Annotated in this window: 15 protein-coding genes; 8 read left to right on the top strand and 7 right to left on the bottom strand. The window is 65.8% G+C overall.

Translation table 11 applies throughout. From position 1 onward, the window contains the following. Positions 1 to 71: 71 nt before the first annotated feature. The 8 genes from NDN16_RS05585 to NDN16_RS05550 all read left to right on the top strand — a co-directional run bounded on the left by NDN16_RS05585 (position 72) and on the right by NDN16_RS05550 (position 7469). Positions 72 to 857 (top strand): ABC transporter ATP-binding protein, encoded by a 786-nt coding sequence (locus NDN16_RS05585; protein WP_435301066.1) that lies wholly within the window; start codon positions 72 to 74, stop codon positions 855 to 857. Next, the gene (locus NDN16_RS05580) at positions 854 to 1747 is read left to right on the top strand and encodes an ABC transporter permease (protein ID WP_251112650.1); all 894 of its coding nucleotides are present in this window, start codon (positions 854 to 856) and stop codon (positions 1745 to 1747) included. The genes NDN16_RS05585 and NDN16_RS05580 overlap by 4 nt, the downstream gene beginning before the upstream one ends. Before the next feature lie 42 nt (positions 1748 to 1789). Then, positions 1790 to 2671, top strand: a complete 882-nt coding sequence (locus tag NDN16_RS05575) for a hypothetical protein (protein ID WP_251112649.1) — start codon at positions 1790 to 1792, stop codon at positions 2669 to 2671. Further along, positions 2671 to 3171 carry a PPC domain-containing DNA-binding protein gene (locus NDN16_RS05570; protein ID WP_251112648.1) on the top strand — a complete coding sequence of 167 codons (501 nt, stop codon included), beginning with the start codon at positions 2671 to 2673 and terminating at the stop codon, positions 3169 to 3171. Before NDN16_RS05575 ends, NDN16_RS05570 begins: the two co-directional genes overlap by 1 nt. Beyond that, positions 3168 to 4145 (top strand): 2-hydroxyacid dehydrogenase, encoded by a 978-nt coding sequence (locus tag NDN16_RS05565; protein ID WP_251112647.1) that lies wholly within the window; start codon positions 3168 to 3170, stop codon positions 4143 to 4145. Before NDN16_RS05570 ends, NDN16_RS05565 begins: the two co-directional genes overlap by 4 nt. A gap of 17 nt (positions 4146 to 4162) precedes the next feature. Beyond that, positions 4163 to 4870 (top strand): RraA family protein, encoded by a 708-nt coding sequence (locus tag NDN16_RS05560; protein WP_251112646.1) that lies wholly within the window; start codon positions 4163 to 4165, stop codon positions 4868 to 4870. A 68-nt stretch (positions 4871 to 4938) separates the two neighbouring features. Next, positions 4939 to 6699: an acyl-CoA dehydrogenase gene (locus NDN16_RS05555; RefSeq protein ID WP_251112645.1), complete on the top strand. Its 1761-nt coding sequence runs from the start codon at positions 4939 to 4941 to the stop codon at positions 6697 to 6699. Positions 6700 to 6710: 11 nt separating this feature from the next. After that, the gene (locus NDN16_RS05550; RefSeq protein WP_251112644.1) at positions 6711 to 7469 is read left to right on the top strand and encodes a crotonase/enoyl-CoA hydratase family protein; all 759 of its coding nucleotides are present in this window, start codon (positions 6711 to 6713) and stop codon (positions 7467 to 7469) included. Here NDN16_RS05550 and NDN16_RS05545 read toward each other — a convergent pair. The 7 genes from NDN16_RS05545 to aroC all read right to left on the bottom strand — a co-directional run bounded on the left by NDN16_RS05545 (position 7441) and on the right by aroC (position 14397). Beyond that, positions 7441 to 8037 (bottom strand): DedA family protein, encoded by a 597-nt coding sequence (locus NDN16_RS05545; RefSeq protein ID WP_251112643.1) that lies wholly within the window; start codon positions 8035 to 8037, stop codon positions 7441 to 7443. The two genes, NDN16_RS05550 and NDN16_RS05545, sit on opposite strands and share 29 nt — an antisense overlap. Positions 8038 to 8052: 15 nt before the next feature. Beyond that, on the bottom strand, positions 8053 to 9282 hold the full coding sequence (locus NDN16_RS05540; RefSeq protein WP_251112642.1) for a class I SAM-dependent RNA methyltransferase: 1230 nt from the start codon (positions 9280 to 9282) through the stop codon (positions 8053 to 8055). Then, positions 9279 to 10022: a TlyA family RNA methyltransferase gene (locus tag NDN16_RS05535; protein ID WP_251112641.1), complete on the bottom strand. Its 744-nt coding sequence runs from the start codon at positions 10020 to 10022 to the stop codon at positions 9279 to 9281. Before NDN16_RS05535 ends, NDN16_RS05540 begins: the two co-directional genes overlap by 4 nt. Continuing rightward, positions 10019 to 11926, bottom strand: coding sequence for a 1-deoxy-D-xylulose-5-phosphate synthase (dxs, locus tag NDN16_RS05530; RefSeq protein ID WP_251112640.1), 1908 nt, complete (start codon positions 11924 to 11926; stop codon positions 10019 to 10021). The genes NDN16_RS05535 and dxs overlap by 4 nt, the downstream gene beginning before the upstream one ends. Positions 11927 to 12112: 186 nt before the next feature. After that, positions 12113 to 12373 (bottom strand): exodeoxyribonuclease VII small subunit, encoded by a 261-nt coding sequence (locus NDN16_RS05525; protein ID WP_251112639.1) that lies wholly within the window; start codon positions 12371 to 12373, stop codon positions 12113 to 12115. Between the two features lie 9 nt (positions 12374 to 12382). After that, the gene (locus NDN16_RS05520) at positions 12383 to 13309 is read right to left on the bottom strand and encodes a histone deacetylase family protein (RefSeq protein ID WP_251112638.1); all 927 of its coding nucleotides are present in this window, start codon (positions 13307 to 13309) and stop codon (positions 12383 to 12385) included. Beyond that, positions 13306 to 14397: a chorismate synthase gene (gene aroC, locus NDN16_RS05515; RefSeq protein ID WP_251112637.1), complete on the bottom strand. Its 1092-nt coding sequence runs from the start codon at positions 14395 to 14397 to the stop codon at positions 13306 to 13308. Before aroC ends, NDN16_RS05520 begins: the two co-directional genes overlap by 4 nt. Positions 14398 to 14459: the final 62 nt, after the last annotated feature.

Genomic DNA, 14459 nt, shown 5'->3' with positions numbered 1-14459 from the left:
CCGGGGAAACCCGAAACGAGGAGGAACCCATGAACATGATGAGCAGATCGGCAACGCTGCAGGACGTCGCCATGCCGGCAGACCCTGTCCTGCGCATAGACGGCGTCACCTTGCAGTATGTCGCGGCCGGCCATTCGGTCATGGCCACCTACAAGGTGAGCGCCGACGTCTGCAAGGGCGACCGCTTCGTGCTGCTGGGCCCATCCGGCTGCGGCAAGTCCACGCTCCTGAAGGCGATCGGCGGTTTCCATCGTCCCGCCGAAGGACAGATCAGCCTGAACGGCCGGCCGGTGACCGAGCCGGGACCGGACAGGATGATGGTCTTCCAGGAGTTCGACCAGCTCCTGCCGTGGAAGACCGTGCTGCAGAACGTCATGTTCCCGCTCGTCGCGACCGGCCGTTGCTCCGGGTGGAAGGAAGCGTCTGATCGAGCCCGGCGATATCTCGATAAGGTCAACCTCGGCGCTTTCGCCGACAAGTATCCTCACATGCTGTCCGGCGGCATGAAGCAGCGTGTGGCCATCGCCAGGGGAATGGCGATGGAACCGGACATTCTCCTGATGGACGAGCCCTTTGCCGCTCTCGACGCGCTGACGCGCGCCAAGATGCAGGACGAGCTGCTGGAGCTCTGGGACGATACCCGGTTCACCGTCCTGTTCGTGACCCACTCGATCGCGGAGGCCATCAAGATCGGCAATCGGATCCTGCTCCTGTCGCCGCATCCCGGCCAGGTGAAGGCGGAGTTGAACGGGCTGGATCGCTCCGACCAGTCCCCAGCAAAGGCCGCCGAGCTCGAAGCGGAAATCCACGATCTGCTGTTCTCTCAACCTGTCGAGACAACGGGAGCCACACGATGAGCGATCTTTCGATCCGCCCCGGATACACTGTACAGGGCGCGCGCCCCGAAATCCGGCGGGAGCCGCGTCCGGCAAGCGAGTTCGGTCTGGTGGAGCGTCGCCTGACCCTATGGGAAAAGGCGTGGGGCTCTTCAGCGGTCCGCAAAGCTCTTATCCTCGCGGTACTCGCCCTAATCTGGCAGGTCTACGGCCTTTATGTGGGCAACGACCTCCTTTTCCCCACCTTCGGCCAGACGCTCGACGCCGTCGTTGCTGGCTTTGCCACGGGCGAACTGCCCCTGCGCATATGGGGGTCGCTGCAGGTACTCCTGATCGGATACGGCATCGGCATAGCGCTTGCAGGGCTTTTGACGGTATTGGCGATCGGTACGCGCATCGGCGAAGACCTGATGGTTCTTCTATCGTCGATGTTCAGCCCACTGCCGGCGATCGCGCTCCTGCCGCTGGCGCTGATCTGGTTCGGCCTCGGAACGGCCAGCCTCGTATTCGTGCTCGTCCATTCGGTACTGTGGGCCGTAGCTCTCAATACCTTCTCCGGCTTCCGGTCGACATCGACCACCCTGCGCATGGTCGGCCGCAATTACGGGCTCAGGGGCTGGGGGTTCGTCTCGCAGATCCTGGTGCCTGCGGCCCTGCCTTCCATCGTCACGGGCCTGAAGATCGGCTGGGCCTTCGCATGGCGTACTCTGATCGCTGCCGAAATGGTCTTCGGCGTTTCCTCGGGATCCGGCGGCCTCGGCTGGTTCATCTTCCAGTCCAAGAACATGCTGGACATCCCGGCTGTCTTCGCAGGCCTTCTGGCCGTCATCGTCATCGGTCTCTTCGTCGAAGGGGTCCTGTTCAAAACCCTCGAAGACCGCACGATCCGCCGATGGGCCATGGCTTCCTGACGAGCGACGGCAACCTCATCCATGACAACAGGGAATACACCGATGAACATAGCAACTACCCCGGACGCCGCAGCGAGCACGCCGGATGTCGTTGGGCCCCTCGCCGCCTATTTTCGTTCCCCGCACTGGAACGAGGTGATGAGAGCGCTGCAGATCGACCACGAGCCGGTCTACCATCTCCATGCCTATATCGAGACCCAGATTCACCCGATGAGCCTGGAGCAGATCGTCAAAGGCTACTTCAAGAAGATCGGCCGCCCGGTCCATCGCAAGATCGAAATCTTCACGTCCGGCCAGGTCGCCGACTCCGGTTCGATCCACGGGATCGAACCCCAGGGCATGCCGCATTTCGATCTGTTGTGGAAATACTCTTCCGACGCCCTCATCAAGCCCGCCGACCGTAGCGAGAACGTGGAATGGTGGGGCGCATCCTACATGAAGGACTTCTACGCCCGTTACCCGTTCGTGACCGAGATGACGCCGGAAGCACGCCGCGATGTGGACGCCTATTTCAACGGCCCCGCCTGGGCCAGATACTGCGATCTGAACGAGCATCGCGACGTCGTGCATATCCACGCCAATGTCGAGACCAGCCTGCACCCTGACCTTATCCTCGAGCCGGCGCTTGCGGCCATGAAGAAGCGCGGATGGGAGGTGCACGAGGCCGTCCCGGTTGCCTTCCAGATGCGGGGCCAGATGCACGGCAAGCTCGTCTTCATCGCCGACAAGCCGGAGAAGATCTTCGACATCGCCTGGTGCTTCAACCCGACCGTGTCCCTGATCCCGTCCACCCGGTATTGGCTGACGACCGAAGACCCGACCTACGATGCGCGAACCATGGCCGAACTGCCGCTGCTGCTGAAGCGCGATCCCTATCGCCTTCTGTCCCTGGCCGAGGTCGAAGCCGTCGTGGAGGCGATCTGATGCTGGACGACGCCAAGCGGCATTTCGACAGCGCCGCGGGGACGACCGGCCGGGTCGTCGCCGCGCGCATCCACCCCGATCGCGACCTTCTTGAAAGCGTCGAGGAAGTGTGCCGAGCGCACGATATCTCGTGCGGGGTGATCACCACCAGCATCGGCAGCTTCCGCCGCCTGGCCATGCACTACGTGGACCGCGTCGAGCCGACGAAAGAAGAAGGCTACACCCGCCAACTCGTGTTGGAAGGACCGTTCAGCCTGATCGCGGGGCAGGGCATCGTGGCCCCCAGCCTGCAGCCGGGCCGGCTCGACATCCACTATCACTGCGTGGCGAGCGGTAAGGACAACCGCTTCTATGGCGGCCATGTGGAGCCTGGCACCATTACCCTGACGACGCTGGATCTGGTGATCCAGGAAATCCACGGCATCGACATCGTGCGCGGACGGGATCCGCAAACCGGCGTGATCGTGACGACGATCAGCGAAAAGGAGAACGTGCGATGAAGGTGTTCATAACGCAGCCGCTGGAGCAGGAGGCCGTCGATCTTCTCCATGGCGCCGGATTCGAAGTGGCGTGTTCGAACGTGAACCGCCCGCTGACACGCGGCGAGTTTCTGGACGGAATACGCGATGCCGATGGCGCGATCTTCGTATGGCACACCGAGCAACTCGATGCGGAGGCCATGGCGAGGGCTTCGAGATTGCGCATAGCCGCCCGGCGGGGCGTGGGCTACGAGAATTTCGACCTCGATGAGGCGCGCCGTCGCGGCATCCATGTCACCGTCACCCCGGTCCACACGCATACGATCGCCGACCTGACCTTCGGCTTGATGATCAACGCGGCGCGCAAGCTCCATCTGGCAGACCATTACGTGCGCAGCGGCCAGTGGACGGAGGCCGGCACCGCCGTCGCCCGCCGCTTCATGGGCTACGACGTATCCCACAAGACGCTCGGCATCATCGGCTTCGGCAAGATCGGCAAGAACATGGCGCGGCGCGGCCGGGGATTTGAGATGGAGGTTCTCTACAACGACCCCGTTCGCCAACCCGAGGCCGAGGCCGAACTGGGTGCTGCCTGGGTGCCGCTGGACGAACTCTATGCACGATCCGACTTCATATCCGTCAATTGCGCCCTGACGGAGTCGTCCCGCCGCATGATCGGTCGGGAGGCCATCGGCAAGATGAAGGATACCGCCGTCATCGTCGTCTCGGCGCGCGGCGGAATCGTGGACGAGGAGGCGCTTTACGAGGCACTGACCACCGGCCGTCTCGGCGCCGCCGGCCTGGACGTCTTCGAGGAGGAGCCGGTCGACCGGAGCTCGCCCCTTTTGACCCTCGAGAATGTGGCGCTCTCGCCGCATCTTGGCACAAGCGTGCAGGAAACCCGCGTGAAGATGGCCGTGACGGCGGCAGAGGAAGTCATCCGCGTTTTGCGCGATGAAGAGCCCTCCTATCCGCTTTTCAGCCTCAGCGCGTAAGAAGCGGAGTTGTGACGATGAACGAAATGATACAGGCGAAGTCCGGACAATGGCCGACGGGCTTTCGTGTCAATCCGCGTCGTGTCGATCTGCCCCCGGACCTTGTGGCCGCATATCGGACCGTGCCAAGCTGCCATGCCGGGGATGTGATGGGGCGCCATACGGGATCGATTGGCCTGAAGGCCTACCACGCGGACCTGTCGCTCGTGATGTGCGGGCCGGCCATTACGGTGCGCATCCGCCCGGGCGACAATCTCATGATCCATCTGGCGATGATGATGGCAGAGCCGGGAGACGTGATCGTGATCGATGGCGGCGGGGATATGTCCACCGCGGTGATCGGCGGTCTGATGCGGACGACGGCGGTCGCACGGGGCCTCGGCGGCTTCGTCGTGGATGGCGCCCTGCGCGACGTTGCGGAATGGGCGCAACCCGGTATCGCCGCCTATGCGAAGGGCCATACCCTGCGCGGACCGTCCAAGGACGGACCGGGCGAGGTGAACGTGCCCGTCGTGTGCGGAGGGCTGGCTGTCAATCCGGGTGACCTGATCCTTGGCGACGCCGATGGCGTCATCTGTATTCCGGCCGACGATGCGGAGCGCCTGCTTCCCTTGTGCCATGCGCATGCCGACAAGGAAAAGGGCATCGCCGCCCGCAACGCGACCGGACAGCTCGATCGTGATCGCTTCGACGCTCTTCTGCGCGCCAAAGGCTGCCCGGTCTGATTGACGTAAACGTAAACTCACGTTAGCTGAATGCCTCTGCATCGAACTGCCGGGGAGGGGCATTCAGCATGTACAAGGCACCCGTTTCGGAAATCGGCTTCACCCTCAGGCAGGTCGTCGGGCTCGACGATGCCATGGAGCGCGGCAAGCTCGGCGATCTCACGCCCGACCTTCTCGACGCCATTCTGGAAGAGGCCGGACGCTACGCCGGCGATGCCGTGGCGCCCCTCTACGAAAGCGGCGACAGGATCGGCGCGCAGTTCGACAAGGGCGTCGTCACGATGCCGCCGGGGTGGGGCAAGTTGTATTCCGACTGGTGCGCGGCCGGCTGGAATGCGCTGACCGGCCCGGTGGAAGCCGGCGGGCAGGGGCTGCCCACGGCGCTTTCTGCCGCGGTGACGGAAATGTGGAACGGCGCGTCCATGGCCTTCGGCATCGGCCCGACGCTTACCATCGCCGCCGTCGAGGCGCTGCACAAGCATGGCAGCGACGCGCTGAAGGCGATCTACCTCGAAAAGCTCACCTCAGGCGAATGGACGGGAACCATGCAGTTGACGGAGCCGCAAGCCGGTTCCGACCTGTCGGGCCTGCGGACCCGTGCCGAGCGGCGTGACGACGGCACCTACCGCCTGTTCGGCCAGAAGATATTCATCACCTTCGGCGAGCACGACATGACGGACAATATCGTCCACATCATCCTGGCGCGGCTGCCGGATGCGCCGGCGGGGGTGAAGGGCATCTCGATGTTCCTCGTGCCGAAGTTCATCCCCGATGCGGATGGCCGGCCCGGCCTGCGCAACGATGCCTTCTGCGTCGGCGTGGAGCACAAGCTCGGCATCCATGCCTCGCCCACCTGCACCATGGTCTATGGCGACGATGCCGGAGACACCGGCGAAGCCGGCGCGGTCGCATGGCTCGTCGGCGAGGAGAACAAGGGCCTCGCCTGCATGTTCACCATGATGAACTCGGCGCGGCTCTATGTCGGCGTGCAGGGTCTCGGCGTCGCGGAGGCGGCGACGCAGAAGGCCCTCGCCTATGCCAGGGACCGCCGGCAGGGGCGCGCACGCGACGGCGGCGAGGGGATGGTCCCCATTATCGAGCATCCGGACGTCAGGCGCATGCTGATGGAGATGAAGGCGCTGACGGCCGCTGCGCGCGCCATCTGCTATTCCTGCGCCTTCGCGATCGACATGTCGCATGCCGAGGACGGCACGGAGGCGGCGCGCTGGGCCGACCGCGCCAGCCTGTTGACGCCGATGGCCAAGAGCTTCTCCACCGATATCGGCGTCGAGGTCGCTTCGCTGGGAATCCAGGTGCATGGCGGCATGGGTTTCATCGAGGAAACGGGCGCGGCGCGCCTGCTGCGCGATGCCCGCATCGCGCCCATCTATGAAGGCACGAACGGCATCCAGGCCATGGACCTCGTCATGCGCAAGCTGCCCTTGTCCGGCGGCAAGGCCGTCGATGCGCTGCTGGCCGAGATCGAGGCGGATATCGACGCCGTCGCGGCCGCGAACCGCCCCGGCATCGCCGAGATGGCCGAGGGCCTGCGCGAAGCGCTGGACGATCTGCGCGAGGCCACCGGCTTCCTGCGGCAGTCGGGCGCGGAGGACGCGCTTGCCGGCGCGACGGCCTATCAACGCCTGTTCTCGCTGGTGCTGGGCGGATCGCTGATGGCGCGTGCGGCGCTGCGCGCGGACGAGGGCACCGGCCATGACGCACTGGCGCGCTTCATGGTGGCGGACATCCTGCCGGAGACCGGCGGGCTGAAGCGCAAGGTAAAGGCAACGGGCCGGGCGCTCGAATCCGTCGAAGCGGCACTGGCCTGAGGGGAGAACCGATGAGCGATCCGGTCATCATGGAGTTGGCGGACGGCGTGATGACGCTGACGCTGAACAGAGCCGACAAGAAGAATGCGCTCAACCAGCCGATGTATTCGGCCCTGTCCGACGCACTGGATCGTGCCGAGGCCGATGAAGCGGTGCGCGTGGTGGTGGTGCAAGGGGCGGAGGGCGCATTCTGCGCCGGCAACGATATCGGCGATTTCATCCGCTTCGCCAAGGAGGGGACGGGCCTGGAGGAGACATGGCGCTTCCTGGAGTCGCTCGGGCGCCTCGAAAAGCCGTTGATCGCCGCCGTCGACGGGCTGGCGATCGGCATCGGCACGACGCTGATGTTCCATTGCGACCTCGCCTTCGCCACGGCGCGCTCCCTGTTCCGCACCCCTTTCCTGGATCTCGGCGTCGTGCCGGAGGCGGCGTCCAGCCTTTTGGCGCCGCGTGTGATGGGGCCGCAAAAGGCTTTCGCGCTTCTGGTGATGGGGGAGCCCCTGGACGGAAGACAGGCTGCCGATTGCGGCCTCGTCACTCTCGTCGAGGACGGCTTCCCGGTCGAGGACGCGGCGCGTCAGGCCGCCCGCAGGCTGGCTCGCAAGCCGCAGGGCGCGCTGGCCGTCTCGCGCCGACTGATGCGCGGCGACAGGGAAGAGGTGCGCCAGCGCATCAGGGACGAGGTGACGGCCTTCGAAGAAAGGCTCCGCTCTCCGGAAGCGCGCGCCGCTTTCGAGGCCTTCATGGCGCGTTCTTCCTCCGCCGCATGACATGAACGCCGTAGGCCGCGGCGGCGATGGCCGCCGCGATGCCCACGACAAAGAAGGCTTGCCGCCCGTAGTGGAGATAATGCTCCAGCTCCGTGCCGAAGGCGTAGGCGGCGAAAGACCAGAGCCCGGCCCAAAGGGCCGCGCCGGCGGCGTTGGCGACGATGAAATGCAGCCAATGCATGCCGGTGATGCCGGCGACGAGCCCGTTGAGCTGTCGGAGAACCACGAAGAACCGGGCAAACAGAACGACGAGCGCGCCATATTTCAGGAACTGCCGCTCGACGGCGGCAAAGCGCGGCTCGGTCAGCCCGATCTTCGAGCCATAGCGCACGATGACGGGGCGGCCGAGCGTGCGGCCGATGACGTAGCCGAGATTGTCGCCCAGGACGCCGCCGGCCCAGGCCGCGATGAACACCGTCCAGATATCGAGCTCGCCACGCCCCGCCAGAAGGCCCGAGGCGATCAGCAGGCTTTCGCCGGGCAAGGGCAGGCCCGTGGATTCGAAAAAGATGATGACGAAAATGACGATGGCGCCGTAGGCATGGAGAAAGTCCAGGACCTGGTCCATCGGCGACCCCTTCGCTCAGATGCGCTCGAACACCGCCACCGCTTCGACGTGATGCGACCATAGGAACTGGTCGATGGGCGTCACTTCGATAAGGCGGTAGCCGCCATCGACGAGGATGCGGGCATCCCGCGAGAGCGTCAAAGGGTTGCATGAAACGGCAACGACGCGCCGCACCGACGATTCGGCCAATTGGCGCGCCTGCGCCTCGGCGCCGGCTCTTGGCGGGTCGAAGAGCACGCCGTCGAAGCGTTTGAGCTCCTTGCCCGTTACCGGCCTGCGGAAAAGGTCGCGGCGTTCGCTGGTCAACGGCTTCAGGCCGGGGGCGGCGCGCTGCGCGCGGTCCAGCGCCGCCAGCGATGCCGCGTCGTTCTCGACCGCGTGGGTGGCGTGGTGCCGAGCGATGCGGAACGCGAACGTGCCGACGCCGCAGAAGAGGTCGGCGACATGTCGGCAATCGTGAAGATGCACCATGGCCAGCCGCGCCATTTCGGCTTCGGCCCCGGCAACCGCCTGAAGGAACGCGCCGGGTGGCAGAAGGACAGGCACGTCGCCCGCCAGCACCACCGGTGGGCGCGGCTCCACGACGATCTCTCCATTGATGCTCAGCCGCGCGAAATCCGATGACAGCGCAATCTGCATGGCACGGGCGCGCAAAACCTCCGTCAGCTTCTGGCCCGTTTCCACGGCGACGTCCAGCCCTGTGCCCGCCAGCGTAACGGTGAGACGCGTTTCGCCCTTCCGGGCGACCAGGCCTTCCGCAAGCCGGCGCAGCGCCGGCAGCGCCGAGACGATTTCGGGTTTCAGCACAAGGCAGGTATCGATGGGGGCGATCCGGTTGCTCATGGCTTCGTGGAAGCCGAACAGGATGCGGGGCCCTGCACGCGTGGCCGAAAATACGGCGCGGCGGCGTGTGCCCGGGGCGGTCGGGACCATGGGCCGGACGGGCGCGTCCAGCCCGGCGCGGCGCAATGCTTCGACGACCAGATCGCGCTTGAAGCCGGCATACAGCGTGGGGCTGGCATGCTGCAGGTCGCAGCCGCCGCAATGGGTGTAATGCGGGCAGGGGGCATCCTGCCTTTCGGGGGAAGGCTCAAGTATGGCCGTGGCGCGGGCGCGCTGACCGAGCCGTTCGGCCTTTACGCTTTCTCCCGGCAGGGTGAAGGGCACGTAGGCCGGCCCGCCGGGTCCCGTGCCGATGCCGTCGGCCTTGACGCCCAGTCGCTCGATAAGGATCGTTTCACTCACGCCTTGCGTCCCACCAGAAGAAATTCCCTGTTGCCGTCGCCGCCCGATATCGGAGACGCCGTCGTCCCGATCGAACGCCAGCCATCCTGCGCTTCGAGCCAGCCGGCCATGTCCCGTGCGATGGCTTCGCCCTGCGCTCGATCTTTCAGAAGGCCGCCCTTGCCGATGGCATCGCGGCCGGCCTCGAACTGCGGCTTTACCAGAAAAATGCCGAGCGCGCCCGGTTCGGCCAGCGACAGGGCGGGTGGAAGGGCAAGCTTCAGCGATATGAAGCTGACGTCCGACACCAGGAGGTCCACAGGGTGGCCGCGCAGATCCTGCCGGGCCAGGGCCCGCGCGTTGAGCCCGTCGATCCGGGTGACGCGCATATCGGCCGCGATGCGAGGGTGCATCTGGCCGTGGCCGACATCGATGGCGACGACATGGCTTGCGCCGCGGAGGAGGGCGATTTCCGTGAAGCCGCCCGTGGATGCGCCGATATCCAGCGCCACGCGGCCCGCAATGTCCAGGCGGAAATGGTCCAGCGCCGCCACGAGCTTGAGCGCGGCGCGGGATACGTAGGCTGCGGCCGGATCGTCAACTTCGACAGTTGAGCCATCGGAGACCAGTTGTCCCGGTTTCGACGCCGTCACGCCGTCGATGCGGACGTGACCGCGCAGGATGGCGTCCCGCGCGCGGGCCCGGGTTTCGCTGAAACCCCGATCTGCCAGGAACTGGTCCAGCCGCGTGCGTTCGCTCACGCCTGCAATACGCGGCGCGACGTATCTCCGAGAGCTCGGAAAACGGCATCCACGATGCCTGCTCTGTCGAGGCCGGCGCGATGGATCATCTTTTCCGGTGCGGCATGGTCGACGAAGCTGTCCGGCATGGTCAACGGACGCACCTTCAAGCCGTGCTCCAGAAGGCCGCTGCGCGCCATATGCTCCAGCACCTGCGCGGCGAAGCCGCCGCTTGCCCCTTCCTCCAGCAGGATCAGCACCTCGTGGTTCTGGGCGAGACGGCGGATGAGGTCGGCGTCCAGCGGCTTGGCAAAGCGTGCGTCGGCGACCGTCGTCGACAGGCCGAACGTGTCCAGCTCCTCGGCGGCCGCGACCGCATCCGCAAGCCGTGTGCCGAAGGACAGGATCGCGATCTTGGACCCTTCCCGGACGATACGGCCCTTGCCGATCTCGAGTATCTGGCCGCGCGCCGGCATGTCCACGCCGACACCGTTGCCGCGCGGATAGCGAAAAGAGATCGGGCCTTCGTCATAGGCGGCTGCCGTGCGCACCATGTGCCGGAGCTCGGCCTCGTCGGCCGCGGCCATGACGACCATGCCCGGCAGCGGCGCCAGGAAGCCGGTGTCGAACGAGCCCGCATGCGTCGGTCCGTCGGCGCCGACGAAGCCGGCCCGGTCGATGGCGAAGCGCACGGGCAGATGCTGGATCGCCACGTCGTGGACGATCTGATCGTAGGCGCGCTGAAGGAAGGTCGAATAGATGGCGCAGAACGGCTTGTAGCCTTCGCTGGCAAGGCCTGCCGCAAACGTGACGGCGTGCTGCTCGGCGATGCCGACGTCGAAGGTCCGCGTGGGGAAAGCCTCGCCGAACAGGTCGAGGCCCGTTCCGTTCGGCATGGCGGCGTTGATGGCGACGATCTTGTCGTCCTCATGCGCTTCCTGGACCAGGCTTTCCGCGAAGACGCGCGTATAGCTGGGGGCATTCGCCTTGGCCTTGGCCTGCTCGCCGGTCACGACGTCGAACTTGGATACGCCGTGATACTTGTCGGCCGAGGATTCCGCCGGCCCGTAGCCCTTGCCCTTCTGCGTCACGACATGCACGAGGATCGGCCCGTCCTGCGCGTCGCGCACATTCTTCAGAACCGGCAGCAGATGGTCGAGATCGTGCCCGTCGATCGGCCCGACGTAATAGAAGCCGAGCTCCTCGAAGAGCGTGCCGCCGGTGAAGAAGCCGCGCGTGAACTCTTCGGTGCGGCGGGCGCCCTCGCGCACGAATTCGGGCAGTTTGTCGGTGATCTGCTTGGCGCGGTTGCGTAAGGTCCGGTAGGCCTTGCCGGACACCAGCCGCGCCAGATAGGCGCTCATCGCACCCGTGGGCGGGGCAATGGACATATCGTTGTCGTTCAGGATGACGATGAGCCGCGCGTCCAGGGCGCCGGCATTGTTCATTGCCTCATACGCCATTCCCGCCGACATTGCCCCATCGCCGATCACGGCGATGACGTTGTTGCGCCGGCCGGAGAGGTCGCGTGCGACCGCCATGCCGAGGCCGGCGGAAATCGAGGTGGAGGAATGCCCCGCGCCGAAAGGATCGTAGTCGCTTTCCGATCGCTTGGCGAAACCCGAAAGGCCGTTTTCCTGGCGGATGGTGCGCATGCCGTCGCGACGGCCGGTCAGGATCTTGTGGGGATAGGCCTGGTGGCCGACATCCCAGATCAGGCGGTCTTCCGGCGTGTTGAAGACATAATGCAGGGCAACCGTCAGCTCCACCACGCCGAGGCCGGCGCCGAGATGGCCGCCGGTGCGGGACACCGCATCCACGAGATCGCGCCGGACCTCGTCCGCCACTTGCGTCAGCGCGGATTCCGGCAGGGCGCGAAGATCGGCCGGAGAGGCGATCTCGTCGAGGAGTGGCGTTCTCAACATGTCCGACACGGTGCAGCTTCACCTTTCGATAATCGCGCCGCATCCGGCGGCGGCGCGGCCCATCACGGAAAGGTGCCCTTCCGTGGAGCCGTTTCAAGCTTTGCTCTATAAGATGGCTCGTCGCGGGGCGAAAGTTATGACTGCGGGGTAAACCTTTTCGCCGCGATGAAATCTTGCGTGTTCGGGTCAGGCCGGATCCAGCGGTTCCGTACCCGTGGCCCGTCCGCGCGTCGACTTGATCTTCTCGACCTTGTCCTCCGCCGCCGCGAGCAGCCTGTCGCAATGGGCCTTCAGCTTTTCCCCGCGTTCATAGGTGCGGATCGCCGCTTCCAGCGGAACGTCGCCGCGCTCGAGATCCGAGACGATACGCTCCAGGGCGGCGAGGGCCTGCTCGAAGCTGAGCGCGGAAATGTCGTCTTCGGTTTCGGGACGTTGCTGTTCTGGCATGATGTCTCCTCAGCCGGTCATCAGGCGTTGGACGTGGGCGGCGACGGATTGGGACAGCCCGGTCAGGTCGTAGCCGCCTTCGAGAATGGATACGAGGCGACCGTTACAGAAGCGGTCGGCCAATGTCATCACCTGGCCGGTCGCCCAGTCGAAATCCGCGTCGCGAAGCTGCATGTCGGCCAGCGGATCGCGGAAGTGCATGTCGAAACCGGCGGAGAGAATGATGATATCCGGCCGGAAGGATTCGACCGCCGGCACGACGCGCGACAGGAACGCCTCCCGGAAGGCGTCGCCGCCATCCCCGGCCCGCAGCGGTGCGTTGAAGATATTGCCGGCGCCCGTTTCGCTCAACGCGCCGGTGCCGGGATAGAGCGGCATCTGGTGCAGCGAGGCGTAAAGCACCGTCGGGTCGCTCCAGAAGATGTCCTGCGTGCCGTTGCCGTGATGGACATCCCAATCGATGATCGCGACATGCGACAGGCCAAGCGCCTGCTGGGCATGGCGCGCGGCAATGGCTGCCTGGTTGAACAGGCAGAAGCCCATGGCGGTCGCGCGCTCGGCATGATGGCCGGGCGGACGGGCGGCGACGAAGGCGTTGGCGACCTGCCCCGACACGACGTCGTCCACCGCCAGGCAAGCGCCGCCGACGCCATGCAGGGCAGCGGTGAAGCTGCGCGGGCTCACCACCGTATCGCCATCGATCCGCGCCAGCCCGTCGGCCGGCGTCGCCTGCGCAACGCGGCGCACATACGCCTCGGGATGGCACAGATACACGTCCTGCAACCGGCCTTCCGGTGCTTCCGCCCGCTGCAGCAACTGGAAGCTCTCCGCCTCCAGCGCGGCCTCCACCGCGGCGATGCGTTCCGGACGCTCGGGATGGCCGGCCCCGGTCAGGTGCTCGGCAAAGATCGGATGGTGGTAGAGCCGCGTCCTCATCCGCGGCCCGTCTGCCCGCGATGGCGCAGATAATGGTCGGCGATCGCGCAGGCTACCATGGCTTCGCCGATGGGCACGGCGCGGATGCCGACGCACGGATCGTGCCGGCCCTTGGTCATCACGTCCACCTCCTGGCCGGAGGCGTCGATGGAGCGGCGGGGGGTCAGGATGGAGGATGTCGGCTTGACGGCAAAGCGCGCAACGATGGGCTGGCCGGTGGAAATGCCACCGAGGATGCCACCGGCGTGGTTGGACAGGAACTCGGCCTGCCCATCGGCGCCCATGCGCATCTCGTCGGCGTTTTCCTCGCCGGTCAGTCGGGCGGCGTTGAAACCTTCGCCGATCTCCACACCCTTCACGGCATTGATCGACATCAGGTTGGCCGCGATATCCTGATCGAGCTTGCCGTAAAGCGGCGCGCCGAGCCCCACGGGAACGCCTTCGGCCACCACTTCCACCACCGCTCCGATGGAGGAACCGGCCTTGCGGATCTTGTCGAGATCTTCGGCCCACAGTGCTGCGGTGCCGGAATCCGGGCAGAAGAAGGGGTTCGACGCAATGTCGTCCCAGTTCCAGCTCTGGCGGTTCACGGCGCGCTCGCCGATCTGCACCAGCGCGCCGCGTATGCGCACGCCCGGCACGACACGGCGGGCTATGGCGCCCGCCGCGACGCGCGTTGCCGTCTCCCGCGCGGACGAGCGCCCGCCGCCGCGAAAATCGCGCAGCCCGTACTTCCGATCGTAGGCGTAATCGGCGTGGCCGGGGCGATAGCGCTGGGCGATGTCCGAATAATCCTTCGACCGCTGATCCACGTTGCGGATTTCCATGGCGATGGGCGTGCCGGTGGTGACCAGCGTTCCGTCTGCCTGCTCGATGACCCCCGACAGGATCTCTACCTGGTCCGGCTCCTGCCGCTGCGTGGTGTAGCGCGATTGTCCGGGACGCCGCCGGTCCAGATCGGCCTGTATATCGGCGCGCGTGAAGACCAGCCCGGGCGGCGTGCCGTCGACGATGCAGCCGATGGCAGGCCCATGGCTTTCGCCGAAGGTGGTGACCCGGAAGAGATGGCCAAAACTGTTATGCGACATAACTCTCCCCGGCATCCGCATTTTCTGCCGAATGCTCTAGGACAGGGCCGGCGGCAGGGTCA

Origin of the sequence: Aureimonas altamirensis, assembly GCF_023702225.1 — a bacterium.
Classification (GTDB): Bacteria; Pseudomonadota; Alphaproteobacteria; order Rhizobiales; family Rhizobiaceae; genus Aureimonas; species Aureimonas altamirensis_B.
Note: the sequence above shows the minus strand (reverse complement) of the source record. Positions and strands in the feature narration are given on the sequence as shown.